The 24,844-nt window shown below is 41.0% G+C and carries 24 protein-coding genes and 2 tRNA genes; 1 reads left to right on the forward strand and 25 read right to left on the reverse strand.

Annotated elements, in window-relative coordinates; all coding sequences use genetic code 11:
* Positions 1–37: 37 nt before the first annotated feature.
* The 23 genes from KXV15_RS08085 to KXV15_RS08195 form a co-directional block, all read right to left on the reverse strand.
* On the reverse strand, positions 38–721 hold the full coding sequence (locus tag KXV15_RS08085; RefSeq protein ID WP_240007664.1) for an ABC transporter ATP-binding protein: 684 nt from the start codon (positions 719–721) through the stop codon (positions 38–40).
* Positions 714–1,994 carry a lipoprotein-releasing ABC transporter permease subunit gene (locus KXV15_RS08090; protein WP_240007665.1) on the reverse strand — a complete coding sequence of 427 codons (1,281 nt, stop codon included), beginning with the start codon at positions 1,992–1,994 and terminating at the stop codon, positions 714–716. Before KXV15_RS08090 ends, KXV15_RS08085 begins: the two co-directional genes overlap by 8 nt.
* A complete protein-coding gene (proS, locus tag KXV15_RS08095; RefSeq protein WP_240007666.1) occupies positions 1,991–3,328 on the reverse strand; it encodes a proline--tRNA ligase in 1,338 nt (445 codons plus the stop codon). The genes KXV15_RS08090 and proS overlap by 4 nt, the downstream gene beginning before the upstream one ends.
* A gap of 108 nt (positions 3,329–3,436) precedes the next feature.
* On the reverse strand, positions 3,437–3,859 hold the full coding sequence (mce, locus tag KXV15_RS08100) for a methylmalonyl-CoA epimerase (RefSeq protein WP_240007667.1): 423 nt from the start codon (positions 3,857–3,859) through the stop codon (positions 3,437–3,439).
* A 10-nt stretch (positions 3,860–3,869) separates the two neighbouring features.
* Positions 3,870–5,567 carry a ribonuclease J gene (locus KXV15_RS08105; protein ID WP_240007668.1) on the reverse strand — a complete coding sequence of 566 codons (1,698 nt, stop codon included), beginning with the start codon at positions 5,565–5,567 and terminating at the stop codon, positions 3,870–3,872.
* Between the two features lie 57 nt (positions 5,568–5,624).
* Complete coding sequence (locus KXV15_RS08110; protein WP_240007669.1) at positions 5,625–6,332, reverse strand: hypothetical protein; 708 nt, start codon at positions 6,330–6,332, stop codon at positions 5,625–5,627.
* Positions 6,333–6,423: 91 nt separating this feature from the next.
* Positions 6,424–7,146, reverse strand: a complete 723-nt coding sequence (locus KXV15_RS08115; protein ID WP_240007670.1) for a biotin--[acetyl-CoA-carboxylase] ligase — start codon at positions 7,144–7,146, stop codon at positions 6,424–6,426.
* Positions 7,143–8,588 carry an NADH-quinone oxidoreductase subunit NuoN gene (nuoN, locus tag KXV15_RS08120; RefSeq protein WP_240007671.1) on the reverse strand — a complete coding sequence of 482 codons (1,446 nt, stop codon included), beginning with the start codon at positions 8,586–8,588 and terminating at the stop codon, positions 7,143–7,145. The genes KXV15_RS08115 and nuoN overlap by 4 nt, the downstream gene beginning before the upstream one ends.
* 16 nt (positions 8,589–8,604) lie before the next feature.
* The gene (locus tag KXV15_RS08125; RefSeq protein ID WP_240007672.1) at positions 8,605–10,095 is read right to left on the reverse strand and encodes an NADH-quinone oxidoreductase subunit M; all 1,491 of its coding nucleotides are present in this window, start codon (positions 10,093–10,095) and stop codon (positions 8,605–8,607) included.
* Positions 10,096–10,099: 4 nt separating this feature from the next.
* Positions 10,100–12,166 (reverse strand): NADH-quinone oxidoreductase subunit L, encoded by a 2,067-nt coding sequence (gene nuoL, locus KXV15_RS08130; protein WP_240007673.1) that lies wholly within the window; start codon positions 12,164–12,166, stop codon positions 10,100–10,102.
* Positions 12,166–12,474, reverse strand: coding sequence for an NADH-quinone oxidoreductase subunit NuoK (nuoK, locus tag KXV15_RS08135; protein WP_275671597.1), 309 nt, complete (start codon positions 12,472–12,474; stop codon positions 12,166–12,168). Before nuoK ends, nuoL begins: the two co-directional genes overlap by 1 nt.
* Complete coding sequence (locus KXV15_RS08140; protein ID WP_240007770.1) at positions 12,474–13,034, reverse strand: NADH-quinone oxidoreductase subunit J; 561 nt, start codon at positions 13,032–13,034, stop codon at positions 12,474–12,476. Before KXV15_RS08140 ends, nuoK begins: the two co-directional genes overlap by 1 nt.
* Before the next feature lie 105 nt (positions 13,035–13,139).
* The gene (gene nuoI / locus KXV15_RS08145; RefSeq protein WP_240007675.1) at positions 13,140–13,625 is read right to left on the reverse strand and encodes an NADH-quinone oxidoreductase subunit NuoI; all 486 of its coding nucleotides are present in this window, start codon (positions 13,623–13,625) and stop codon (positions 13,140–13,142) included.
* Positions 13,625–14,713, reverse strand: coding sequence for an NADH-quinone oxidoreductase subunit NuoH (gene nuoH, locus KXV15_RS08150; RefSeq protein ID WP_240007676.1), 1,089 nt, complete (start codon positions 14,711–14,713; stop codon positions 13,625–13,627). The genes nuoI and nuoH overlap by 1 nt, the downstream gene beginning before the upstream one ends.
* A 3-nt stretch (positions 14,714–14,716) precedes the next feature.
* Positions 14,717–16,798, reverse strand: coding sequence for an NADH-quinone oxidoreductase subunit NuoG (nuoG, locus tag KXV15_RS08155; RefSeq protein WP_240007677.1), 2,082 nt, complete (start codon positions 16,796–16,798; stop codon positions 14,717–14,719).
* A gap of 363 nt (positions 16,799–17,161) precedes the next feature.
* A complete protein-coding gene (locus KXV15_RS08160; protein ID WP_240007678.1) occupies positions 17,162–17,608 on the reverse strand; it encodes a GFA family protein in 447 nt (148 codons plus the stop codon).
* 68 nt (positions 17,609–17,676) lie between these two features.
* Positions 17,677–18,990 (reverse strand): NADH-quinone oxidoreductase subunit NuoF, encoded by a 1,314-nt coding sequence (gene nuoF, locus KXV15_RS08165; RefSeq protein ID WP_240007679.1) that lies wholly within the window; start codon positions 18,988–18,990, stop codon positions 17,677–17,679.
* 45 nt (positions 18,991–19,035) lie between these two features.
* The gene (gene nuoE, locus KXV15_RS08170) at positions 19,036–19,695 is read right to left on the reverse strand and encodes an NADH-quinone oxidoreductase subunit NuoE (RefSeq protein WP_240007680.1); all 660 of its coding nucleotides are present in this window, start codon (positions 19,693–19,695) and stop codon (positions 19,036–19,038) included.
* Positions 19,696–19,702: 7 nt separating this feature from the next.
* Complete coding sequence (locus tag KXV15_RS08175; protein ID WP_240007681.1) at positions 19,703–20,035, reverse strand: nuclear transport factor 2 family protein; 333 nt, start codon at positions 20,033–20,035, stop codon at positions 19,703–19,705.
* Entirely contained in the window at positions 20,035–21,261 is a 1,227-nt protein-coding gene (locus KXV15_RS08180) for an NADH-quinone oxidoreductase subunit D (protein WP_240007682.1), read from the reverse strand. The genes KXV15_RS08175 and KXV15_RS08180 overlap by 1 nt, the downstream gene beginning before the upstream one ends.
* On the reverse strand, positions 21,261–21,872 hold the full coding sequence (locus KXV15_RS08185; RefSeq protein WP_240007771.1) for an NADH-quinone oxidoreductase subunit C: 612 nt from the start codon (positions 21,870–21,872) through the stop codon (positions 21,261–21,263). The genes KXV15_RS08180 and KXV15_RS08185 overlap by 1 nt, the downstream gene beginning before the upstream one ends.
* Positions 21,873–21,883: 11 nt before the next feature.
* Positions 21,884–22,465 carry a NuoB/complex I 20 kDa subunit family protein gene (locus KXV15_RS08190; protein WP_240007683.1) on the reverse strand — a complete coding sequence of 194 codons (582 nt, stop codon included), beginning with the start codon at positions 22,463–22,465 and terminating at the stop codon, positions 21,884–21,886.
* The gene (locus tag KXV15_RS08195) at positions 22,435–22,806 is read right to left on the reverse strand and encodes an NADH-quinone oxidoreductase subunit A (protein ID WP_240007772.1); all 372 of its coding nucleotides are present in this window, start codon (positions 22,804–22,806) and stop codon (positions 22,435–22,437) included. Before KXV15_RS08195 ends, KXV15_RS08190 begins: the two co-directional genes overlap by 31 nt.
* A gap of 340 nt (positions 22,807–23,146) precedes the next feature.
* Between KXV15_RS08195 and KXV15_RS08200 the strand changes: the two genes are divergently transcribed.
* Positions 23,147–24,490: an O-antigen ligase family protein gene (locus tag KXV15_RS08200; protein ID WP_240007684.1), complete on the forward strand. Its 1,344-nt coding sequence runs from the start codon at positions 23,147–23,149 to the stop codon at positions 24,488–24,490.
* A 62-nt stretch (positions 24,491–24,552) separates the two neighbouring features.
* Here KXV15_RS08200 and KXV15_RS08205 read toward each other — a convergent pair.
* Positions 24,553–24,629: transfer RNA gene (locus KXV15_RS08205), tRNA-Asp, on the reverse strand.
* A 107-nt stretch (positions 24,630–24,736) separates the two neighbouring features.
* Positions 24,737–24,812 (reverse strand) — tRNA-Val (locus KXV15_RS08210).
* Positions 24,813–24,844 lie beyond the last annotated feature (32 nt).

A 24,844-nucleotide genomic window follows, 5' to 3' on the forward strand; every position in this document is an offset into this window, starting at 1 on the left:
TATAATTAATGTCAAGCATAAAATTTTATCTATATGATTATTTTTCTTCTACTAAACGGCCGTTTTCAATGCGAACTATACGGTCCATTTTGTGTGCAAGCTCAAGGTTATGTGTACCTATAAGAGCCGCAACATTTTCCTCTTTTGCAATTTTTGCCAAAAATTCAAGCACATAAATTGAAGTTTGAGGATCAAGATTTCCAGTTGGCTCATCAGCAAGCAATAATTTTGGATGATTTACCAAAGCACGACCAATGGCAACACGCTGCTGCTCGCCACCTGATAATTGCGCTGGCAGATGTTTCACACGCGCACCTAAACCCAACAATTCAAGCAATTCAACCGCTCTTTTATTAGCTATATCACGCGAATGACCAGCAATTAACATTGGAAGTGCAATATTTTCGCATGCATCCAGTTCCGGCAGTAGGTTGTGAAACTGATAAACAAAGCCCATTTTATCACGACGAACTTTTGTTCTTTCATTATCATTAAGGGATGAAACATCTTGCCCTAATATTGATATTTTCCCACCTTGAGTTTCTTCCAATAAGCCAACAGAATGTAATAACGAAGATTTGCCAGAACCTGAAGGGCCAATTAGTCCGATTATTTCGCCTTTGCGGATTGTAAAATCAACGCCTCGCAAAACTTCTAATACGCCTGCTTGTGTGGAATAAGAACGAATTAAGCCTTCGGTTTTTAATATAACCTCACTCATAACGAAGTGCCTCCACAGGGTCGAGACGTGCAGCACGCCATGCAGGTGGTAATGTAACTAAAACACTCATGATAAGGGAGAAGCTAGCAACGATTACAACCTCGCTCCATTCAACATGAGCAGGAATTTGTTTCAAAAAATATACTTCAGATGGAAACACTGGGCCAAAAACCATTTCAACAATTTTTTGTATCGTATGGATATTTAAACAAAACAAAGTGCCAGCAACGACCCCAAAAAGGGTTCCCAAAATTCCAATACTTGCACCAATCATCAAAAATATACGCATTATTGCGCCTTGTGATGCACCAATTGTACGTAATACCGCAATATCACGCCCTTTATTTTTAACAAGCATAACAAGGCCCGAAATAATATTTAATGCCGCAATTACAACCAGCATCATTAAAATTAGTCGCATTACAGCACGTTCCACACCAAGTGCGGAAACTAGACTCTCTGAATGCTGACGCCAGTCCGTAATAATTGTGTTTGGCAGAAGCTTAGAAAATTGAGCCATTACTGGTTCAGTATTATCAGGATTATCAAGTCGCGCCTCGACCATTTCAACAACGCCTTCACGACCAAAAAACAATTGAGCCTGCTCTAAAGGCATATAAATTAGGCTATTGTCATATTCGCTCATGCCAACATCAAAAATTGCGCCAACCTTATATTCTTTGCTTACAGGCGCCGCACCAAATGCAGTAACCGCGCCAGAAGGTGAAACAAGGTTTATATAATCGCCTTGTAACAAGTTAAGGTCGCTGGCAAGACCTGAACCAATGGCAATCTCATCGCCGCCATATTCACCCTTGCCATAATTATTTAAGCTACCGCCGATAATATTTTTTGAAACCATATCAAGCTTCATTAAATCGCTACGCTCGGTACCTTGAACCATTGCGCCACGTGTTGCACCAGCATTGCCAACCGCCAATACTTGCCCCTGTGTGAGCCTTGTAAGCGATTTAACACCAGTTATTTTGCCAGCATCACGAACAAAGTTATCGACCATAGGCGGGGTTAAGCCACGTGTATCAACAAACACATGTCCATTAACACCAAGAACCCGATTAAGAAGCTCGGTCCTGAAGCCGTTCATCACGCTCATAACAATGATAAGCACAGCAACCGCCAACAAAATCCCAAAAAAGCTGATTGTCGAAATAAGCGTCACCCCGCCATTTTCCTTTTTGGCACGTAAATAACGCATGGCAATTTTTCGTTCCCATTCGCCAAAAGGTTTTGGGGCAATTGTTACTTCACTCATGCCTTTAACCACGTTTCAAATTCAGTAATTGGAATTTCTTTTTTCTCTTGTGTTTTGCGATCTTTAATTTCTATAACGCCATTTTGGATGCCGCGTGGACCAATTGTAATTTGGGTTGGAACACCAATTAAGTCCATCGTAGCAAATTTTGCGCCTGCACGTTCATTGCGGTCATCATAAAGTGGTTCACGGCCTGCTTTTAATGCAATATCATAAAGTTTATCACAAAGTGCATCACATTCTGCGTCACCAGATTTTAGATTTATAATACCCAAATCAAATGGTGTAATTTCTTTTGGCCAAACAATACCATTTTCATCATGACTAGCTTCGATAATTGCACCCACAAGACGTGACACACCAATGCCATATGAACCCATTTGCGCATTAATTTCTTTGCCCTCTGGCCCCATTATTTTCGCACCCATTGGCTTTGAATATTTTTCGCCAAAGAAGAAAATATGACCAACTTCGATACCACGACCTTCGCGACGACGCTCTTCTGGAACTTTGGCTTTGAATTCAGCATCATCATGCATTTCATCGGTGGCAGCATAGGACTGAAGAACCTCATTGAACAATTCTTCGCGCTGTTTACGACCAGTATCAGTATTGGAAAAATCAATTTCAGCATTAGCCCAATCGCGCTCTTCATAAATTGCGTCATAAAATACGCCGCTTTCACCAGTTGGTGCAAGAATAATGAATTCATGACTTAAATCACCGCCAATTGGACCGGTGTCAGCGCGCATCGGAACACCGCGTAAACCCATACGTTGGAATGTACGCAAATATGCAAGGAACATTTTACGATATGAATCACGGGCACCATTCTCATCAATATCAAAAGAATAGGCATCTTTCATAAGGAATTCGCGGCCACGCATAACGCCAAAACGTGGACGAATTTCATCGCGGAACTTCCATTGAATATTGTAGAGATTCAACGGCAAATCCTTGTATGAACGCACATAGGTTCTGAAAACATCGGTTACGACTTCTTCGGCGGTCGGTCCGAATAAAAGATCGCGCTCATGGCGGTCTTTTATGCGTAGCATCTCAAGACCATAGTCATCATAACGACCTGATTCACGCCACAAATCCGCACCCTGCATAGTTGGCATCAAAAGCTCTATCGCACCAGCATTATTCTGTTCTTCACGAATAATATTCTCAATTTTCTTTAGCACCTTCAAGCCAAAGGGGAGCCAAACATAAACGCCGGCCGATTGCTGCTTGATAAGACCTGCACGCAACATAAGTTGGTGAGATACAATTTGTGCCTCTTTAGGGGTTTCTTTGAGAACAGGAAGAAAATAGCGCGTCAGGCGCATGTTAAGCCTCTTTGAAAAAATTTAAAACGAGTAGCCATTAATACAAAAAGGATTAGCCAAAAGACAGTGGCTAATCCAGTTTGTTTCGCATTTATTGCAATAGATTAATTAATGGCCCTTTGGCGGTTCCATCAATTCAACCAAAACACTGTTAGAATTCTTTGGATGAATAAATATGATTAGAGTTCCATGTGCGCCAATACGAGGTTCATTCAATACTGTTGCACCCTCCGCAATAGCCTCTTCGCGTGCCTTATGAACGTCATCAACCTCAAAACATAAATGATGCTGGCCGCCAGCAGGGTTTTTCTCAAGAAACTTACGAATTGGTGATTTTTCACCCAATGGTTCAATAAGTTCAATTTGTGAATTAGCGACATTTACGAAAGAATATTTAACACCCTGTGTTTCCATTTCACCAATTGGCGTAATATCTTTATCTTCTACGCCATAAAGTGTTTTATAGGTCTTCCAAGCTTCTTCTATTGAAGGGACAGCGATACCAACGTGATTTAGTCTTCCGATTTTCATTTATATACCCCTATACGACCATTACCATAACTTCGACCATTGGCTTCTTTTTGATAATGTCAAAAATATTTTTGCGAATTGTACGAACAATTTTATTTTCGCAATATTCTTCATCAAGTCGTTCCGCAATAGTCAATTTGTCTATGGTTCTTTCGGCAATATCGGCAATAACATCCAATGTGTCACCCAAAGGCTCACCATTTTTATCAGCAATACCTCGCGCACGGACATCAGGGCCGCCAACAATTCGGCCCTTTTTATCAAAGCTTACCATAATAACAATTACGCCATTTTCGCCAATCTTGCTTCTTTCGCGAAGTATTTCAGCGCCTTGTGCAATAATCGTGTTACCGTCGACATAGAGCCTACCATTAGGAACTTCATCGACAATCATTGGTCCATTTGGTGCAATTTGTACCATTTCTCCATTACGTGGCGTAATCGTCTCTTTAATTTGCAAAGATTTAGCAAGCCTTGCATGCTCAATTAAATGTCTTCTTTCACCGTGGGTTGGTATGGCAATTTGAGGACGTACCCATGAATACATTTGCGCCAATTCATCGCGACAAGGATGCCCAGATACATGGATTGCCCGCTCGTGAGCGGTTACAACTTCAACACCAGCAAGCATGAAATCATTTATAAGATCATAAATATCGCGCTCGTTACCGGGAATTTCTCGTGAAGAGAAAATAACCGTGTCCCCCTGCCCCATATTTAAACTTGGATGTTTGCCTTGTGCAATCCTTTTTAATGCGGCCCTTGGCTCTCCCTGTGAGCCGGTACAAAGATATAATATTTCATTATCTTTATAGGTTGATGCTTTTTCTGGTTCTACAAAAACAGTATCAGTTATTATTCCAACCTTACGCGCCGCACCAACAACACGAACCATTGAACGACCCAATAAACAAACCGCCCGTCCACTTTGTTTTGCAGCCTCAACCCCACTAAGCACGCGGGCGACATTAGAAGCAAAACATGCAATAGCAACTTTTCCTTTTTGTTCAGACACAAGTTTTATTAACTCTTTACGGACGGCACCCTCAGAACCGCTTTGCCCTTCAACAAATACGTTTGTTGAATCACAAACCATTGCTAAAACACCATCGTCCCCCATTTGGGTAAGTGTTTTTACATCGATATTTTCGCCAACAATTGGATCTGGGTCAACTTTCCAGTCGCCAGTATGGAAAACAACACCAAGCGGAGTGGTAATTTTGAGACCATTTGGCTCGGGTATAGAATGCGTAATAGTTACATATTCAACAATAAATGGTTCAAGGTTTATTTCGCCTTTTAAAGGAACAACATTCAATTCAACTTTATCAATTAAATTATGTTCGCGTAATTTATCCTTGATAAGTTCGGCAGTAAACGGAGTTGCATAAAGCGGTGCTTCTAGTTTTTCCCACAAATGACCAAGTGCGCCAATATGGTCTTCATGCGCATGAGTAAGAACAACACCAATAATATCTTCTTTCACACCCGTTAGGAATTCGGGATCAGGCAAAATTACTTCAACACCAGGAATATGTTGTTCAGACGCAAAGGTCACCCCACAATCGACAACTATCCATTTTCGATTTTCTTCAGTTCCAAAACCATAGGCATTCAAGTTCATACCGATTTCATTTGAACCGCCAAGTGGCAAAAATACTAGACTATTTTGCAATAACTTATCCCATCTCCCAATATATATGGGCATGAATAGTATTATATATGGAAAATGCAATCACCAAATGTCTGATTACGATTATAGATTTCAGTCTGATACTTTTAGACATCTATTGGGTGTTTTTATAATTTCATCAAGCTTTTCAATGGCTGACAACGCGCGCTCTTTGAACATATAACCACTCGAAGCCAAGATATCTTTTTGCAAAAGCACAACACCATTAGCATCAATAACACCAATTTTAAAGGTAGAGCCGTTAACTCCACCCAAATCTTCTGCAAGATTGCCAGGAATCATAATTCCTTTTGATTCGGATGAAAAAATCTCTGGTTTAGAGTTTCTAATATTTTCTGTTATAGGAAACGTATATTTTTCACCATCAATCCCAATTATTCGCCAAGAAGTAATTTTTTGAATTTGCTCATTTTTGAAATTTATCGGAATTACTTCCAATGAATCAAGTTGTGATTCAACACTTCCACTAACTTCACTGACGCGCCAAGACAGTTTTACCGCTAGCGACGCATGGTTATTATTTGTTTGTTGTTCTTGGTTGGAATTTAATTCATCTGGGAAATCCATTGTTTTCCATTGAATGATACGAAACTTTGGTCCCTTGCCAATATATTGTCTGGCACGTAATCCAGACTTACCAAAACTTCCGCCAACATCAATAAAACATAGTTTACGTTCTTCTATGTCTTTGGTTTTTGTATTAAAATTGCAACCTGTTAAAAATGCACAAAGCATAATCGAAGTTAACGATAAAACATTTCTTTTAACTAAAAGCTGCACTTAAAATACTCACATTGATAATTTTCGCTGTTTTACTTTAGAAGCAAATAAAATCAAGTAATATTAAATATTAAATATTATGCATAGAACTCTATAATAACATTTCACCAGCATTTATTTTAATGACTTCACCGTTATCATTGCGCAATATTATTTCTCCACATGGCGAAATATCAATCAATTTGCCATTTATTGTGGCATTACCTTGAACTATTTCAATGTTCTTATTTATTTTAAAGGCGAATTTTTTCCATTTCTCAATTACGTGCCCGGAACCAAATTGTTCCCAGTACGACAAGTTTATTGCGAATTTTTGCATAAAATTATGTAAGATTTTCATCTTATCTAAACCAGGAATAGGGTTTTCTAGGCAATCCTTCATTGCAATCGTACCATATTCATTAATTATTGGTGCGTGCATGACATTTAGCCCCACACCTATAACCAACTGTACAATTCCACCTTTTATTTGGCTTTCAAGCAAGATTCCACTTATTTTCTTGCAATCAACCAAAATATCATTGGGCCATTTTAATGCAATTCTATTCTTATCAATGAATTCGCTTAATGTTTCAAACAATGAATATGAAACAACAAAGCTAAGAGTAGCTATAATAGCTGGATCTTGATTAAATTCATAAATACCGCTTGCAAAAAGGTTACCTTCTAAACCTTGCCATTGCCGCCCTCTTCGGCCACGACCGTTTGTTTGCTCATCTGCAACTACCCAAAAAGGCAACGCCTCGCCCGATTGGGCAAGGCGTATAACCTCATCATTAGTTGAGCCTACATGCTTTAAGTGAATAATTCTCACTTAAAGAAATGTCCGGCTGCCATAGAAGCAGTATAAATTAGACCAATAAATGGAGTAAGCAACGCGATCATTAAAGTAACCCCAGTTACTGTAACTTTTGTTGTTGCAAGCCCGCCAACGATCTCAACACTTGGTTCATCAAACCAAACAACTTTAAGAACACGAAGGTAGTAAAACGCTGAAATTACTGATGCAATTACCAAAATAAGCGCCAAAGGCATTACGCCACCATCAACCGCAGCAATAAAAATCTGGAACTTACCAAAGAAACCTAAAAGCGGTGGGATACCGGTTATTGAGAAGAACATAATGGTCAATGCAAGTGACAGCAACGGACGCTGTTTAGACAGGCCAGAATAACCAGAAATTTTTGTAATTTCCTTGCCTTTAGCATCACGCATTGAAAGCAAAACACCAAACATACCAACAGATGTAATCGCATAAATTGCAGTAAACAGAAGCAATGCAGATGGCCCGTATACCGGACCAGCAGCAATAGCAACCATTGCATAACCCATGTTCAAAATTGATGAATACGCAAGAAGCCGTTTCATGTTAGTTTGTTGTAGTGCAAAAATAGCGCCGACAAACATTGAAAGCACAGCCATTATCGAAACAACGTCACGCCATTGCGATACAACTTCACCAAATGCCTCAAATAAGAAACGCCCCAATAAAATTGCCGCCGCCATTTTTGGTGCAGTTGCAAAAAATGCCGTAGATGGAGTTGGCGCACCTTCGTAAACATCTGGTGTCCACATGTGAAATGGCGCAACAGACATTTTAAATGCGATACCAGAAAGAACAAAAACCATACCAAAGATTAGGCCAACATTACTGGTATCTTTGGCAATAGTCATAAGTTTTCCAAAGTTTATGGTTCCGGTAAAACCGTAAATCAGAGAAACACCATATAGCAGAATACCAGAAGACAATGCACCAAGTACAAAATATTTAAGGCCAGCTTCTGAAGACTTACGATCATCACGTGCATAAGCAGCAAGAACATATAGTGCAAGCGATTGAAGTTCCACGCCCATGTATACGGCTAGTAAATCATGCGCTGAAACCATTACATACATGCCCAAAACGGCAAGTAACGCCAAAACTGGATATTCCGGTTTTTCTAAATTTCGTTCGGCAAGATAATCAGCGCTCAATAGTATGGCGCATGCAGCAGTTAAAGCAATTATTAGTTTTGCAAAACCACCGAAGGCATCAACAACGTATGACCCGTTGAATAATACTTGTGCATTATCCGGTGCATGTTGAACACCAAGGAAGCCAGCAACCAATAAAACCACAACCGACAAATAGGTAATGGCGCGGTATGCACTCTTTGAAACAAATGCCCCCATTAAAACCAATAGCATTGCGCCAACCGCAATTACCAATTCTGGCGTCATAAAGGCTAAATCATGTGTTACGCTTGCAAGGTTCATGTTTTTTACCGCTTGCCTATTTAATTGCTGTCAAAACTTGGGTTGAAAGAAATTCCACTGATTTATCAGTAAAATCTAAAATCAATCCCGGTTTAAAACCTAAAATCAGTGTACCAATAATCAGTGGCAAGAATACAAGAACTTCACGCCAGTTCATATCAGTAATAGTTTCAAGTTTAGGATTAGTAATTGGTCCGAAAACCGTTTTACGATACATTGTAAGCATGTATGCAGCAGAGAAAATCACACCAGATGCCGCAAATAATGCAACTATGCGGTTGTCTAGGAAAGTACCCTGCATTGTCAAAACTTCGCCAATAAAGCCAGAGGTACCAGGTAAACCAACGTTGCCCATAGTAAATAGCATAAAGACTGCAGCATAAATTGGCATGCGGTTCACAAGACCACCATAAAACGCGATTTCACGTGTATGCATACGATCGTAAATAACACCAATACACAAGAACAACGCACTCGCGATAAAGCCGTGGCTTAACATCTGGAACATTGCACCTTGTAGGCCAATTTTATTGAATGCAAAAATACCCATCGTTACAAAACCCATATGGGCAATTGATGAATATGCAATCAATTTTTTGATATCAACCTGACGGAATGCTACCAATGAAGTATAGATAATCGCTATTATACTCATGGTGTAAACCAATGGTTGGAAATATAATGATGCATCTGGGAACATTGGCAATGAGAAACGGATAAGACCGTAACCACCCATTTTCAAAAGCACGCCTGCAAGAATAACCGAGCCAGCAGTTGGTGCTTCAACGTGTGCATCAGGCAACCAAGTATGAACAGGCCACATCGGCATTTTTACTGCAAACGATGCAAAGAATGCTAACCACAACAATTTTTGAACTGCTGGGTCAAAATGGAAGGTCTGAAGATCAGGTATATAAGAGGTTTTTGTTTTAACGATTATATATGCAACCGCTACAAGCATAAACAACGAACCTAGCAATGTATAAAGAAAGAATTTATACGCTGCATAAAAACGGTTCTTGCCACCCCAGATACCAATAATAAGATACATTGGAATAAGACCAGCTTCAAACAATACGTAGAAAAGCACGAGGTCAGTTGCAGTAAATACACCAATCATCATGCTTTCAAGAACTAAGAAAGCGATAAAATACTCAACAACGCGTTTCTCAACCGATTTCCAACTTGCAATAACACAAAGCGGAAGAAGGAAGGTTGTTAAAAGAACCAAAAGTACAGAAAGACCATCAACGCCAAGCGAATAATGAATGACACCAAACCAAGGAACATTCTCTACAAATTGCATAGCAGTTTCTTTGGTGTTGAAATCCATCACCATTTTCACTGATAAAGCGAATGTAACAAGTGAAACTAAAAGAGCAGTTACACGTGCAAAGCCAGCATTCTTATCTGAGCTTCCTTTTGAAATACCCGCAACAAGCGCAATTAAAACTGCACCAATTGTTGGAAGCCAAGTAATTAACGAAAGGATAGGTAAATTAGACATTATCTTATCCTTTCTTCAACAATACCAATGCGCCAAAGGCAACAAGGGCGATAAGCATAATAAAGGCATAGTGATAAACGTAACCCGACTGAACTTTTACAGATTTTTTAGAAATTATATTAGTATCGCTAGCAATACCGTTAATAATTCCATCGATTAATTTCTGATCCCCAACTTTCCAGAAGAAATCGCCTAGTGCGCGCGCGCCTTTAACAAAAACAGCATCATAAAGTTCATCAAAATACCATTTATTGTAAAGGAATGCATGAATAGGACCAGTTGCTTTGGCAATCTTTTCGCCAAGTCCTTTATTCCACAGGTAAACTATCATAGCACCCAAAAGCCCTAGAAGGGTAACCGTTAAAGGCATAAATTTAACCCATTCAGGTACATTATGGCGAGCATGAAGAATATGATTTTCTGGTGATACGTAAATAGCATGCCCCCAAAAATCATGTGCACCTTCACCTACAAAAGCGTCATTAAAAATGAAGCCGGCAAAAATCGCACCAAACGCAAGAATAAATAGCGGAACCAACATTACCAATGGGCTTTCATGTGCCGGTGCTACACCATCTTCTTGATGAGCATCATGGTGTCCCTCAACATGCGCTGCATGAACCGCGTGTGCATGTGCATCATCATCGTGATGTCCGCCATGTGCATCACCACGGAAAGTCCCAGTGAAAGTCATAAACGCCAAGCGCCATGAATAGAAACTAGTCAAGAATGCAGCAAGAATCCCCATCCAAAATGCAAAGGTTGCAAATGGAAGGCCTTCTGATGACGCAGCGAACGCAGATTCAATAATTGCATCTTTTGAGAAGAAACCGGCGAAGCCAAAATTAGTTCCAGGAATACCAACACCGGTAATTGCCAATGTACCAATCAACATAATAGCATATGTAATTTTCATTGGCTTCCAAACGCCACCCATTTTGCGCATATCTTGTTCATGATGTAGGCCATGAATAACAGAACCGGCACCAAGGAAAAGCATTGCTTTAAAGAATGCGTGTGTGAAAAGGTGGAACATTGCCGCCTGATAAACACCGATACCAGCCGCAAAGAACATATAGCCAAGCTGAGAACAGGTTGAATATGCAATCACGCGCTTAATATCGTTTTGCGCTATACCAATAGTCGCAGCAAAGATTGCGGTGATTGCACCAATAAGAGTAACAACACCAGATGCAAAAGGCGCAACCTGAAAAATCGGTGAGCAAAGTGTAACCAATACAACACCCGCAGTAACCATTGTCGCAGCGTGAATAAGTGCAGAAACCGGAGTTGGACCTTCCATCGCATCAGGAAGCCAAGTGTGAAGCAAGAACTGTGCTGATTTACCCATTGCACCAATAAATAATAATAGTGCAATTACTTCCATCGCAGGAAGTTGTAATTTGCCCCATCCCATAGTGTCATGAATATGGTGTGGAATTGCATGGAAAACATCTTTGAATTCAATTGTACCGAATACAAAATAAACCGACATAATCCCAAGAACGAAGCCAAAGTCACCAACACGGTTTACAACAAACGCCTTAATTTGCGCATCGTTAGCAGATCTTTTCAAGAAATAGAAACCGATTAGCAAATATGAAGCAAGACCAACGCCCTCCCAACCAAAGAATAGTTGCATAAAGTCAGCCGCTGTAACCAATGACAACATCGCAAAAGTAAATAGCGACAAATATGCAAAGAAACGAGGCTTGAATGGGTCATCGGACATATAGCCCCATGAATATAAGTGAACCATCGACGAAACAGATGTAACAACAGCCATCATGACAACTGAAATTGCATCAAGACGAATTGACCATGTTGAAGTGAAGCCAGCAACATCAATCCATTTAAAAATGCGAATTGGTTCATCTGGAAGCACAAGGCTTTTATCCCAATATCCAATAAAAATTGTAATTGCACTTGCCGCAGCAACCATCAATAATCCGGTTGTAACCGTCATTGATACCTTGGCAGGTAATACACGACCAAAAAGACCCGCAATAATAGCACCAATAACTGGGGCGAAAACAACTATGAGGGCGAGAGTTTCTACTGTCACGTTCATTAGCCCTTCAATACATTCAAATCATCAACTGCAATTGTTCCACGATTTCGGAAGTAAACCACCAATATCGCAAGCACTACCGCTGCCTCAGCAGCAGCAACAGTCAAAACAAACATTGCGAAAATTTGACCAACTAGGTCGCCTAAGAAAACCGAAAACGCAACAAAATTTACGTTAACCGCTAACAATATCATCTCAACCGACATAAGGATAACGATAATATTCTTACGGTTTACAAAGATGCCAAAAACACCAATTGTGAATAATGCCGCAGCAAAAGCAAGATAATGGGTAAGACCTATTTCCATCATAGTGAAACCCCTTCCCCGATTTTTGGTTTAGTATTTTCAACGCCGGTTTTGCGTGTACGCGCAACCTGTTTTCCAACATTTTGTCTTTTAACATAAGGTTTGTGGCGAAGAGTAAGGACAATAGCGCCAATCATTGCAACAAAGAGAACCATACCAGCAAGCTGGAAGAACAAAATATAATCTGTATAGAGGATACGACCAATTGCTTGGGTATTATTTGCAACATCAAGTGCCGGGGTTGGGCTCGCAAGAACATGTGGATCTACTTTTGCTTCAACAACAGCTGATGCAACAAGCACAAACATTGCAAAAAGAACCAATGCAACCAATGCACCAAACGGCGCATAACGCATGAAGCCCTGTTTTAATTCCACAAAGTCAATATCAAGCATCATGACTACGAACAAGAACAGAACCGCAACCGCACCAACGTAAACCACAATTAGCAACATTGCGAGATATTCCGCACCCGCCAGAACAAACAATCCTGAAGTTGTAACAAATATCGTAATCAGGAACATTACAGAGTGAACAGGGTTTTTTGCCGATACGACCATAATCGCCGATATAAGCGCAACCGCTGCTAAAATGTAAAATGCCGCAATCTGTAGCACTTTAACGCCCTTCCCTAATTTGCCCCATAATTAAATGGGGGCAATAAATCACCTATAAGGTGCATCCAATTCAATGTTTTTGGCAATTTCACGTTCCCATCTATCACCATTAGATAGCAAACGATCTTTGTCATAAAATAGTTCTTCACGTGTCTCAGTCGCAAACTCAAAATTTGGACCTTCAACAATTGCATCAACAGGACAAGCCTCTTGGCAGAAGCCACAGTAAATACATTTTGTCATGTCAATATCATAACGTGTTGTACGACGAGACCCATCATCACGTGGCTCTGCCTCAATTGTAATAGCTTGAGCTGGGCAAATCGCTTCACACAATTTACATGCAATACAACGCTCTTCGCCGTTTGGATAACGACGCAAAGCATGTTCACCACGAAACCGTGGGCTTAAAGGACCTTTTTCAAAAGGATAGTTCACAGTCGGTTTGCGACGGAAATAAACCTTCATCGCCAGCACAAATGCGCCGAGGAAATCGGTCATCGCAGCGCCTTTAATGGCTTGCATAATACCCATTACGCATTACCTCCGAAAAATGCGACATACGCCCCAACAATCGCCACACATACCAAAGTAGTTGGCAAGAAAATTTTCCAACCAATACGCATCAATTGGTCATAACGATAACGTGGAACAATTGCCTTTACCATTGCAAACATAAAGAACATCGCCCAAATTTTCACATAAAGTACCAAGAAACCTAGGAATGGATTTGTTACTTCACCCCATGGCAAGTTCCAACCACCTAGGAACAGGATTGAAATCATTGCACACATAAATACGATATTTACATATTCACCCATCATAAATAGCAAATAGAGTGTCGCTGAATATTCAACTTGATAACCGGCAACCAATTCTGATTCAGCTTCTGGCAAATCGAATGGAGGGCGATTTGTTTCGGCAAGCGCAGAAATGAAGAACACAACTGACATCGCAAACAAAATCAAGCCAACAACAAATGCCATGCCCATTTTAGCAGGGCTTCCACCATGCATTAAGGCACCAATAAATGCAAAAGCATTCCAGTCCCAAATACCGGCTTTTTGATGGTTCACAATATCGGTTAAGTTCAACGAACCAACCACAAGCAATACGCAAACAATTACAAAACCAATTGAAACTTCGTACGAAACCATCTGCGCAGCAGATCTAAGCGCGCCCAGGAACGGATATTTTGAGTTTGAAGCCCAACCACCCATGATGATACCGTAAACCCCTAAAGATGAAACCGCTAGAATATATAAAATCCCAACGTTCATATCAGAAAGAACCCAACCAGGCGCAACAGGAAGAACCGCCCAAGTTAAGAAAGAAGTTACAACAGTAATAATAGGCGCAATTACAAAAATTGTTTTATTTGCACCAGATGGAACAACAATTTCTTTTAGAACAAATTTAATAAAGTCGGCAAAAGATTGTAAAATACCAACCGGACCAACCATATTTGGCCCTTTACGCATCTGAACAGCAGCCCAGACTTTACGGTCAAACCATAGAATGAACGCAACAGTTAACAGAACCACCACCATATAGACAAGTGAAAGCCCGATACCTGCGAGGCTTCCCCATAATGGTCCTAATGCATCAATAAGAGCCTTCATACCCTACTCCGCCGCAACTTTATTTGCGCCCACACCACGACGTTCAGCAGAACATTTTGCCAAAGTTTGTGATGCACGTGCGATTGGATTGGTCAGGAAATAATCCTGAATTACATTAGAGAATTTATATTTATCGGCAACGCCATCGTTACCAACAAATCGTAAATCAAAATCTATTGCCGGTGCAATTTCACCTTCCGCAACATTAAGCGCAGGAACATCAGATTTCAACTTAGCACGTAATTCTTCAAGAGTATCATATGGCAATGGCTTACCAATAACTTGTGACACTGCGCGCATAATTGCCCACTCTTCTTTTGCATCACCTTTAGGCGCAACAGCCATACGGCCCAATTGAACGCGACCTTCAAGGTTTACATAAGTGCCATTTTTCTCAGTATAAGCAGGCGCCGGCAAGACAAGATCTGCACGGTGCGCACCATTATCACCATGTGAACCGATATAAATAACAAAAGTGCCCTCTGGAACAACAACTTCATCTGCGCCCAAAAGTACAATTGTATCAAGCTTTGAACCAAGCATTTGATACGTGGTCAAACCGCCATCTTTCGGCAGGAACCCAATATCCATTGCACCAACACGTGAAGCCGCGGTATGGAGCACATTCCAGCCATTCCAGCCATCTTTAACAATCTTTGCTTTGGCACCCGCCTCGGCAGCAAGTTTTGCAACCTTATCGCCATCGGCACGGGTTAAAGCAGAAGAACCGATGATAATCATTGGCTTTTCAGCATTGCTAAGAATTTTTGCAAACTCACCCTTACCTTTAGCAAGCTCTTCAAGAGCTTTAACATCATCACCAAGATGTGCATGAGGATAAGTCAGGTCAAAATCTTCGCCAATAAGAGCAATGTTTTGAAGTTTACCAGCAAGATACGCTTTGCGAATGCGGGCATTAAGGACCGGTGCATCATAACGCGGATTTGCGCCCACAATCAAAATCACATCAGCTTCTTCAATGCCATTAACAGTCGAATTGAATAAATATCCGCCACGACCAGCACTATCATCAAGTAATGCACCATCCTGACGGCAATCAAGGTTTTTAATGCCAAGCGATTTGGCAAGATCCAAAGAAGCCTTAAGACCTTCAACTTCGTTTAAATCGCCTGAAATAAATCCAACTTTTTCAGGTTTTCCAGAAAGCTGTTTTGCAAAAATTTCAATAGCCTCAGCCCAAGAAACCGGAACAAGTTTACCCTCTTTACGAGCATATGGTTTATCAAGACGTTGACGACGAAGACCATCACAAGCATGACGACCTTTATCAGACAGCCATTCTTCGTTTACGTCATCATTAACTCTTGGCTCAACACGAAGAACATCTGCACCACGTGTATCAATACGAATGTTTGAGCCTAATGCATCCATAACATCGATTGATTCTGTTTTCTTCAATTCCCAAGGGCGGGCATTGAAAGCATATGGACGCGAGGTCAACGCACCAACTGGGCATAAATCAACAACGTTGCCAGATAATTCTGAAGAAAGGGCTTTGTTCAAATATGTTGTAATTTCCATATCGCCACCGCGACCAGTTGCCCCCAATTCAGGAACACCAGCAACCTCGGTAACAAAACGAACGCAACGCGTGCATTGAATACAACGGGTCATCACTGTCTTGATAAGTGGCCCCATGTTTTTTTCTTCAACAGCACGCTTTGATTCACAGAAGCGGCTTTCAGCGCTGCCATAAACTACTGCTTGATCTTGCAAATCACACTCACCACCTTGGTCACAAATCGGGCAATCAAGCGGGTGATTAATAAGTAAAAATTCCATTACGCCTTGACGTGCTTTTTTAACACGCGGCGAATTTGTAAACACTTCAGGAGGTTCGCCATTTGGACCAGGACGCTGATCCTTTACAGCCTGTGAACATGACGCAACCTCTTTAGGTGCGCCCTTTACTTCAACAAGGCACATGCGGCAGTTACCAGCGACTGAAAGCCTCTCATGGTAACAGAAACGCGGAATTTGCGCGCCCGCAGCTTCGCAAGCCTGAAGCAGTGTATATTCGCCTGGAACATCAAGTTCTTGTCCATCGACGATGATTTTTGCCATCATCACGCCCCATAATTATTTTACCAAAATCATTTTTTGCTTAGCATAATACCAGACAAAAACAACAATGGTGTTCAACATTACAAACAGCCAAAATGGAATTAAATGGTTTTTAGCATTAAGACTATACTGCCGGATAAATATGCCAAATGGATTACAGAACGTCTTTCTATTCCCCGAATGGCACCTAAATAATTATCCGGTCATTTCGTCCCAGCCAGCCTAATATTAGTTTAACCTAATAAAAAAGCCCATTTTCCCAGTGGCGAATAACCAATTTTGCCGCATCTGCTAAGCCGAAATTGACAAAGTTACAAGCCCTATAACAGCAAAATTTAGCTAAAAGTTAGCTTTGTAACTGAACTAATCTTCATCTGCCCTTTGATATGATATGATTTGGTTTAAGAATGGTGCATCTTCCATGTCATCCAAAGTATCACGATTGGGCAAATTATGTAGATTATCAACATAAATTATCTTTGATTCTGTTCCAAATTGGATGACTGGAACAACCTCATTTGGCTTGTCAAAAGCCCCAATCGCAATTGCGATTCCATCGGGTGCTTCATAGGTTAAAGGAGTGCCACAACTATCGCAAAAACCACGCTTTACCAAGTTAGAAGATTGAAAATATTTAGGTTTTTCTTTTGGATAGTTTAGTGATTCTTGTGTTACTGAAACCAATGGCGCATAAAAATTCCCAAAAGCTTTTTGGCACATTCGGCAATGGCAAATTGATGCCTTACCCAAGTCACCATTAATTTCAAAAACTACTGCCCCACATTGGCAACCACCTTTATATTTTGGCATTTGGTTTTCCTAAAATAAAAGCCCAAGATTTAATCTTGGGCTTAATATTATTTTTTGTCAAAAAACATTTATTCAGCAGCAATTTTTGCGCCTTGAATTAATCCCTTCGAAGCACGGTATTTGTTGATTTTATCCTCAATTTCGTGGCGGAAGTGCATAATCAAACCTTGTATAGGCCATGCAGCGGCATCACCTAATGCACAGATTGTTTTACCTTCAACTTGTTGCGAAACCTCAAGCAATAAATCAATCTCACGAATTTCTGCTTCACCGCGAGCCATACGCTCCATAACTCGCCACATCCAGCCAGTACCTTCACGGCATGGTGTACATTGACCGCAAGATTCGTGCTTATAAAAATATGAAAGGCGGGCAATTGCAGCAACCAAATCTGTTGATTTGTCCATAACGATAACCGCAGCAGTACCAAGACCAGACTTTAGAGCAGATAAAGAATCAAAGTCCATCAACACGGTTTCAGCCATTTCAGCAGTAATCATACGAACTGATGAGCCACCAGGAATAACCGCTTTCAAATTACCCCAACCGCCACGGATGCCGCCGCAATGATCTTCAACAAGCTGTTTAAACGGAATAGACATTGCTTCTTCAACGTTACAAGGCTTGTTAACATGCCCTGAAATCGAGAATACTTTTGTTCCGGTATTATTTGGGCGACCAATTCCTGCAAACCATGCAGCACCACGACGAAGAATTGTCGGCATAACCGCAATTGATTCCACGTTATTAACTGTGGTTGGGCAACCATAAAGACCAGCATTCGCAGGGAATGGAGGCTTAAGACGAGGTTGACCTTTTTTACCCTCTAAAGATTCGATTTGTGCAGTTTCTTCACCGCAAATATAAGCACCAGCACCGTGTGAAACAAATAAATCAAAGTCCCAACCGTGAATGTTATTCTTGCCGATTAGTTTTGCTTCATATGCTTGTTTGATTGCCGCTTCTAAAATTTCGCGCTCATAAACATATTCACCACGAATATATATATATGCAGTGTGTGCCTGCATAGCGAATGACGCAACCAATGCACCTTCGATTAAAAGATGTGGATCATGGCGCATAATTTCGCGGTCTTTGCAGGTACCAGGTTCAGACTCATCGGCATTAATCAATAGATAATGCGGTCTATCTTTTACCTCTTTAGGCATGAACGACCATTTCAACGCGGTTGGAAAACCAGCACCGCCACGACCACGAAGACCAGACGCTTTACCTTCAGTAATAATCCAATCACGACCTGCTGAAAGAATATCTTTTGTGCCATTCCACGCACCGCGCTTCATCGCCCCTTCAAGACCCCAATCTTGAAGACCATAAAGGTTTAGAAAAATCCGATCTTTATCTTCTAAGATACCGACCATTGTTTAGTTCCTTTAATTTCAATGCGTTAAGCAAATATTTTAATATTATGCCTTCTCAGGAAGGTTTGGAATTTTAATTGGTTTTGCCAATGAACCATCATAAAGAGACGGGTCTTGCAAAGTTGTAGGACCACCTTCTGGTGCTGACTTTTGACGACCGATAGCAGATCCAGGTTTAACCTCTTTACCTGCAAGCAAGTCATCAATAATTTTGCTAAATGATTCTGCATCCAAATCTTCATGGTAATAATCATGAATGGCAACAACCGGAGCATTGGCACAAGATCCAAGACATTCCATCTCTTCCCATGACAAAAGCCCATCTTTGGTAACATGATGATGCTCACCAATACGGTTTTTGCAAACTTTGATTAACTCACCAGAGCCACGAAGCATACAAGGTGTCGTGCCGCAAACTTGCAGGTGGTGTTTACCAACCGGCGCCAAATGGAACATTGTATAAAAGGTTGCAACCTCTAAAACACGAATGTACGGCATTCCAAGTTCTTGTCCAATCGCTTCTAATGCAGGACGAGAAACCCAACCTTCTTGCTTCTGAGCAAGCCAAAGAAATGGAATAACAGCAGAACGCTGTCTGCCTTCAGGATATTTACTCAACCAAAATTCGCATTTTACGCGGCTTTCTTTTGACCATTCAAAAGATGTTGGCTGAACTTCATCCGGTGCTAAACGACGTGTGGACATCACATACTCACTTAATAAAATCTACGTTTTTAATTTTGCCATTTTCAATAGTGTAAACAGCAACAACTTCAAAAGGCTCGGCAGTTGGTGAACGCATCACTTTTTCGTGATCCAACACTTTATTACCCAAAACCATGCGTCCCAATAACTCAACTTTGTTTTCAGGGAATTGTGCAAAAACACCGGCCATTCTTTCACGATAATTTGCCAAATTCTGAAGGTTAGGTTCTTCGCGCAAATTGGCGATTGTCATATCCTCAGCAAAAAAGCTCAGATGTTTATCTAAATCCTGAATATTATATGCGTCTAGCTGGCCTTGAGCAATTTCTTCATTTGTCATTAGCGGTCAACCTCACCGAACACGATATCCAAAGAACCGATAAGTGCAGAAATATCAGCAAGTAAGTGGTGACGCCCCAAATGCTCCAAAGCCTGAAGGTGTGCAAAACCTGGTGCACGAATCTTCACCTTATATGGACGGTTTGTACCATCGGCAACTAAATACACGCCAAACTCACCCTTTGGTGCTTCAACAGCAGCATAAACTTCACCAGCAGGAACTTTAAAGCCTTCTGTATAAAGTTTAAAATGGTGTATCAACGCTTCCATTGATTGTTTCATTTCTGCGCGGCGTGGCGGTGCAAATTTTGAATTCTCAGGAAGCACAGGGCCTTGAGGCATTTTCTCAATGCACTGCTTCATGATTTTTACAGATTCACGCATCTCATCCATACGGCAAAGGTACCTGTCATAGCAGTCACCATTTTTACCAACAGGAACCTCGAAATCCATTTCATCGTATACTTCATACGGTTGTGATTTGCGCAAATCCCAAGGGATGCCAGAACCACGAACCATTACACCAGTGAAGCCCCAATCAAGAATCGTTTGAGTATCAACAACACCAATATCAACGTTACGCTGCTTAAAAATACGGTTGTCAGTAATCAATGTTTCAATTTCATCGCAGGCGACAAGGAATGGATCACACCAATCATAGATGTCTTGAAGCAATTGTTCAGGCAAATCTTGGTGAACGCCACCCGGGCGGAAATAGTTTGCGTGCATACGCGCACCGCAAGCACGTTCATAGAATATCATCAATTGTTCGCGTGGCTCAAAACCCCATAATGGCGGAGTAAGCGCGCCAACGTCCATTGCCTGCGTAGTAACGTTAAGAAGATGGTTTAGAATACGCCCAATTTCAGAAAATAAAACGCGAATAAATTGTGCACGACGAGGTACTTCGATGCCAGTTAATTTCTCAATCGCAAGACAGAATGCATGCTCCTGATTCATTGGGGCCACATAGTCCAAGCGATCAAAATATGGGGTACCTTGTAGGTAAGTTTTATACTCTAAAAGCTTTTCAGTACCACGGTGCAGGAGACCAATATGCGGATCCACACGCTCTACAACCTCACCATCAAGCTCAAGAACAAGACGTAAAACGCCGTGTGCAGCAGGGTGTTGAGGACCAAAGTTAATATTAAAATTTCTTTTGCCAGGCTCTTTTGCGGCCTCAATGGCTTCATCAAAAGTTTTATCAATAATCTCTGATGACATTATTTAGCCCCTTCAGAAGTTTTTGCTTTTTCATCACCCGGAAGCATACCTTCCCACGGGCTAAGGAAATCAAAATTACGGAATTCTTGAACCAGTTTCACAGGTTCATAAACTATGCGTTTTTGTTCTTCGTCGTAACGAACTTCTTGATAACCTGTAAGTGGGAAATCTTTACGAAGTGGATGCCCTTCAAAACCATAATCGGTAAGAATACGACGTAAATCAGGGTGACCTTCAAACAATACACCGTACATATCAAATGCTTCACGTTCAAACCAATTTGCACCCGGCCATAAAGCTACAACAGATGCAATTGATCCACCGTCTGGAACGAAGGCCTTAACACGCACACGGATATTATTATTCATTGAAAGCAAGTGGTAAACAACCGCAAACCGTTCTGGGCTTTCAGGGAAATCAACCGCAGTAATATCTATCAGGGTTGAGAAGCCTTCAATTTTTTGCAAATAACTTAAAACATCAATAATTTTAGAGGCTTGCGCAAGAATGCTAAGCTCTTGATTGCGAATTTCAATATGAGTAATTGAATTGCCAAATTTTTCCGGCATACGACCCAAAATTGCTTCAAGTTTTTCAAGTTGGGCATTGATGACTTGTTGTTTCATCGTTCAATCGTCCCTTCACGGCGGATTTTTTTCTGCAATTGCAAAATACCATAAACCAAAGCTTCTGCTGTTGGAGGGCATCCAGGAACATAAATGTCAACTGGAAGAACGCGGTCACAACCGCGCACAACAGAATATGAATAATGATAATAACCGCCACCATTCGCACATGATCCCATTGAGATTACGTAACGTGGATTTGGCATTTGGTCATAAACCTTGCGAATCGCAGGCGCCATTTTGTTAGTCAAAGTACCTGCAACAATGATAACATCTGACTGGCGTGGCGATGCACGGGGCGCAAAACCAAAACGTTCAACGTCATAACGCGGCATAGAAGCCTGCATCATTTCAACCGCACAACATGCAAGACCAAATGTCATCCACATTAATGAGCCAGTACGCGCCCAAGTAATCAAATCCTCGGTTCCAGCAATAACATAGCCCTTATCGGCCAACGCATCAGAAACACCTGTGAAAAACGGGTCGTTTGGCTTTGCAGCAAAGCCATTTTCAACGCCAGCATACGATGGGCTATTTGGTTTAATTATTCCCATTCCAATGCGCCTTTCTTCCATTCATAAATAAAGCCAATGGTTAGAACGCCCAAGAATACCATCATCGAGATATAACCAAAAGCGCCCAAATCTTTTAATACGATTGACCAAGGGAACAAGAACGCCACCTCAAGGTCGAAAATAATAAATAGAATTGATACCAAATAAAAACGTACATCAAACTTCATACGCGCGTCATCAAAAGCATTGAAACCACATTCGTATGCAGACATTTTTTCAGGATCAGGACTAGAAGGGGCAAAAACCCAGTTTGCCAGCATAAAAACAACGCCAATCAAAAGCCCAATACCGCCAAAAACCAATACTGGCAGATATTCTAGCAATAAAGCGTTATTCGCCATTCCTAAAGTAACGGGTAGTTCAGCCATTTTTCCCTCTTAAGAATACCATATGTGAAAACATATAAATCAAACTGGCTCTAGCTTGCTTGGCGCTCGGTTGCAATCCAAAGCCTCATAAAATTCATCATAATTTCATATCAAATCGCACAAAAACAGACGCGTGATAGTTTTTTAATCATTATTATAATTTAAACTTCAACCTGACTTTGGTTTATTTACCGAAAAAATCTTTATCTGCCAATGAAAATTTCCGTCTATTTCGTATAGCAGACAACTTGAACAGGTCATTTAATGTAAATTTTACTGATTATGTATAATGCTCTTAATTTGGTAGGGCTTAATGGAAACTTATAATTATCCAAAATTTAAATACCCAAAAAACATTGCAAGCGGCATTGTTAACAATGATCTATCATCCCCTACCCGCACCCAAGAAATAGAAAATGATACTTTGGAAAAACCTTCATATCTATTCATTCTGGGACTGTTGTTTTTTCTAAGCTTTGGCGGTCTAACCAATATTTATATGAAAATCACACAAGACTATAATATGCCTAAATGGTCTATTGTGATGTATCTTATTCCAATAAGTATTTCATTTTTTTGGCTAATTAAGAATCCACTGAAAACCATCAAGACAGCCATTACCGGTTTGCCATTATTATTATTTTGTATTTTTGCATTTTTATCGTTCAAATGGTCCAATCAACCAGATGTTAGCATGAGGCAAGGCTTGTTATTGTGTTTAACGTATATGGTTGCAACAACATTCGCCGCAAGGTTCAATTGGCGTAGCTTTGGCTTTGTACTGATAACCATTATGGGATTACAAACATTCATTTCCTTAATTCTAGCAGTAATATTCCCTCAGTGGGGCGTTATGTCGGATATTTACCCCGGTGCGTGGGCTGGCATATGGGGGTTTAAACAAACGCTTGGCGTTGCAATGGCGTTGGGCATAGGCTTCACTTCTGGATACGCAGTTGCCTTTAGATCAGCACGAATATTTTGTATTCCAATGATTTTGGTAATGCTTTTAGTGGTTTATAAAAGTGAAGCAACAACCGCAACCTTAATAAGCGGCATGGTCATCGGCATTAGCATTGCATTGTTTATTGCAAGTCTTAATCCAGCAACAGCTGTAATAAGCTTCTGGGGAATTGTTGTCGCCGGCGTTACGCTGGTTTTATCATTTACAGTTTTTAAAGACGTTATATTTCACGCATTAGGAAAAGCCCCGACATTGACTGGGCGCACAGACATTTGGAAAGCAATGGAAGGGCCAATTTCAGAACACCCAACATTTGGTTGGGGGTTTCAGGCGTTCTGGACAGACAAAAGCATTGCATCGCCTGTAGAAGGCATACAGCAGGCCATGGACGGCTTTAGGCCACCTGATGCCCACTCTACCCCTATGGATGTTAAGGTTCAATTAGGAAGCATTGGCTTCTTCCTATGGGTCTGGATGTTTATTCAATTATGGGTAAGTGGACTTTATAATTTAATAAACACCAAATACGGGCCAATTATAATTGGTGTAATTGCCGCGTGGTCTGGAATTTGCTTTACAGAAGCAATGTCGCTCTACCCAATGGATTATGCGACTTTTTTACTCCATTCTATATTAGCTAAATCAAGCCTAGAGATGTTTGATAAAATTTTTAAAAATAGACAGAATAATTAAATATAGTTGCCAGTTAAAACAAAAGCCCCCGATGTTAATCAGGGGCTTTGTTATTTTTGAAATGGCGCGAGTGACGGGGCTCGAACCCGCGACCCTCGGCGTGACAGGCCGATACTCTAACCAACTGAGCTACACCCGCGCAAATCAAAATGTGTGGGGTTGATAGCTGTTGCCTCTTCGGTGGTCAAGCAGATTAACTGCGATAGAAAACCATTTTGGCAGCGGGCTAAAAACCCTATTCTCTAATGGTGGGTGGTGAGGGGTTCGAACCCCCGACCCTCTCGGTGTAAACGAGATGCTCTTCCAGCTGAGCTAACCACCCGTCCCATTCAGAGGTCGGCTTGTTACCTTACC

Origin of the sequence: Pseudaquidulcibacter saccharophilus, assembly GCF_019455445.1 — a bacterium.
Taxonomy (GTDB): Bacteria; Pseudomonadota; Alphaproteobacteria; order Caulobacterales; family Aquidulcibacteraceae; genus Pseudaquidulcibacter; species Pseudaquidulcibacter saccharophilus.

Coding starts and splice junctions, on each gene's coding strand:
- nuoL (WP_240007673.1), bottom strand. CDS start 12,166: ATGAACGTGACAGTAGAAACTCTCGCCCTCATAGTTGTTTTCGCCCCA.
- nuoG (WP_240007677.1), bottom strand. CDS start 16,798: ATGGCAAAAATCATCGTCGATGGACAAGAACTTGATGTTCCAGGCGAA.
- nuoF (WP_240007679.1), bottom strand. CDS start 18,990: ATGGTCGGTATCTTAGAAGATAAAGATCGGATTTTTCTAAACCTTTAT.
- KXV15_RS08125 (WP_240007672.1), bottom strand. CDS start 10,095: ATGTCTAATTTACCTATCCTTTCGTTAATTACTTGGCTTCCAACAATT.
- KXV15_RS08200 (WP_240007684.1), top strand. CDS start 23,147: ATGGAAACTTATAATTATCCAAAATTTAAATACCCAAAAAACATTGCA.
- nuoI (WP_240007675.1), bottom strand. CDS start 13,625: ATGGGTATTATGCAAGCCATTAAAGGCGCTGCGATGACCGATTTCCTC.
- KXV15_RS08090 (WP_240007665.1), bottom strand. CDS start 1,994: ATGAGTGAAGTAACAATTGCCCCAAAACCTTTTGGCGAATGGGAACGA.
- proS (WP_240007666.1), bottom strand. CDS start 3,328: ATGCGCCTGACGCGCTATTTTCTTCCTGTTCTCAAAGAAACCCCTAAA.
- mce (WP_240007667.1), bottom strand. CDS start 3,859: ATGAAAATCGGAAGACTAAATCACGTTGGTATCGCTGTCCCTTCAATA.
- nuoN (WP_240007671.1), bottom strand. CDS start 8,588: ATGAACCTTGCAAGCGTAACACATGATTTAGCCTTTATGACGCCAGAA.
- KXV15_RS08160 (WP_240007678.1), bottom strand. CDS start 17,608: ATGCCAAAATATAAAGGTGGTTGCCAATGTGGGGCAGTAGTTTTTGAA.
- KXV15_RS08140 (WP_240007770.1), bottom strand. CDS start 13,034: ATGGTCGTATCGGCAAAAAACCCTGTTCACTCTGTAATGTTCCTGATT.
- nuoK (WP_275671597.1), bottom strand. CDS start 12,474: ATGGAAATAGGTCTTACCCATTATCTTGCTTTTGCTGCGGCATTATTC.
- nuoH (WP_240007676.1), bottom strand. CDS start 14,713: ATGAAGGCTCTTATTGATGCATTAGGACCATTATGGGGAAGCCTCGCA.
- KXV15_RS08195 (WP_240007772.1), bottom strand. CDS start 22,806: ATGGCGAATAACGCTTTATTGCTAGAATATCTGCCAGTATTGGTTTTT.
- KXV15_RS08085 (WP_240007664.1), bottom strand. CDS start 721: ATGAGTGAGGTTATATTAAAAACCGAAGGCTTAATTCGTTCTTATTCC.
- KXV15_RS08105 (WP_240007668.1), bottom strand. CDS start 5,567: ATGCCCATATATATTGGGAGATGGGATAAGTTATTGCAAAATAGTCTA.
- KXV15_RS08175 (WP_240007681.1), bottom strand. CDS start 20,035: ATGACAAATGAAGAAATTGCTCAAGGCCAGCTAGACGCATATAATATT.
- KXV15_RS08190 (WP_240007683.1), bottom strand. CDS start 22,465: ATGGAAGAAAGGCGCATTGGAATGGGAATAATTAAACCAAATAGCCCA.
- KXV15_RS08180 (WP_240007682.1), bottom strand. CDS start 21,261: ATGTCATCAGAGATTATTGATAAAACTTTTGATGAAGCCATTGAGGCC.
- nuoE (WP_240007680.1), bottom strand. CDS start 19,695: ATGTCCACACGTCGTTTAGCACCGGATGAAGTTCAGCCAACATCTTTT.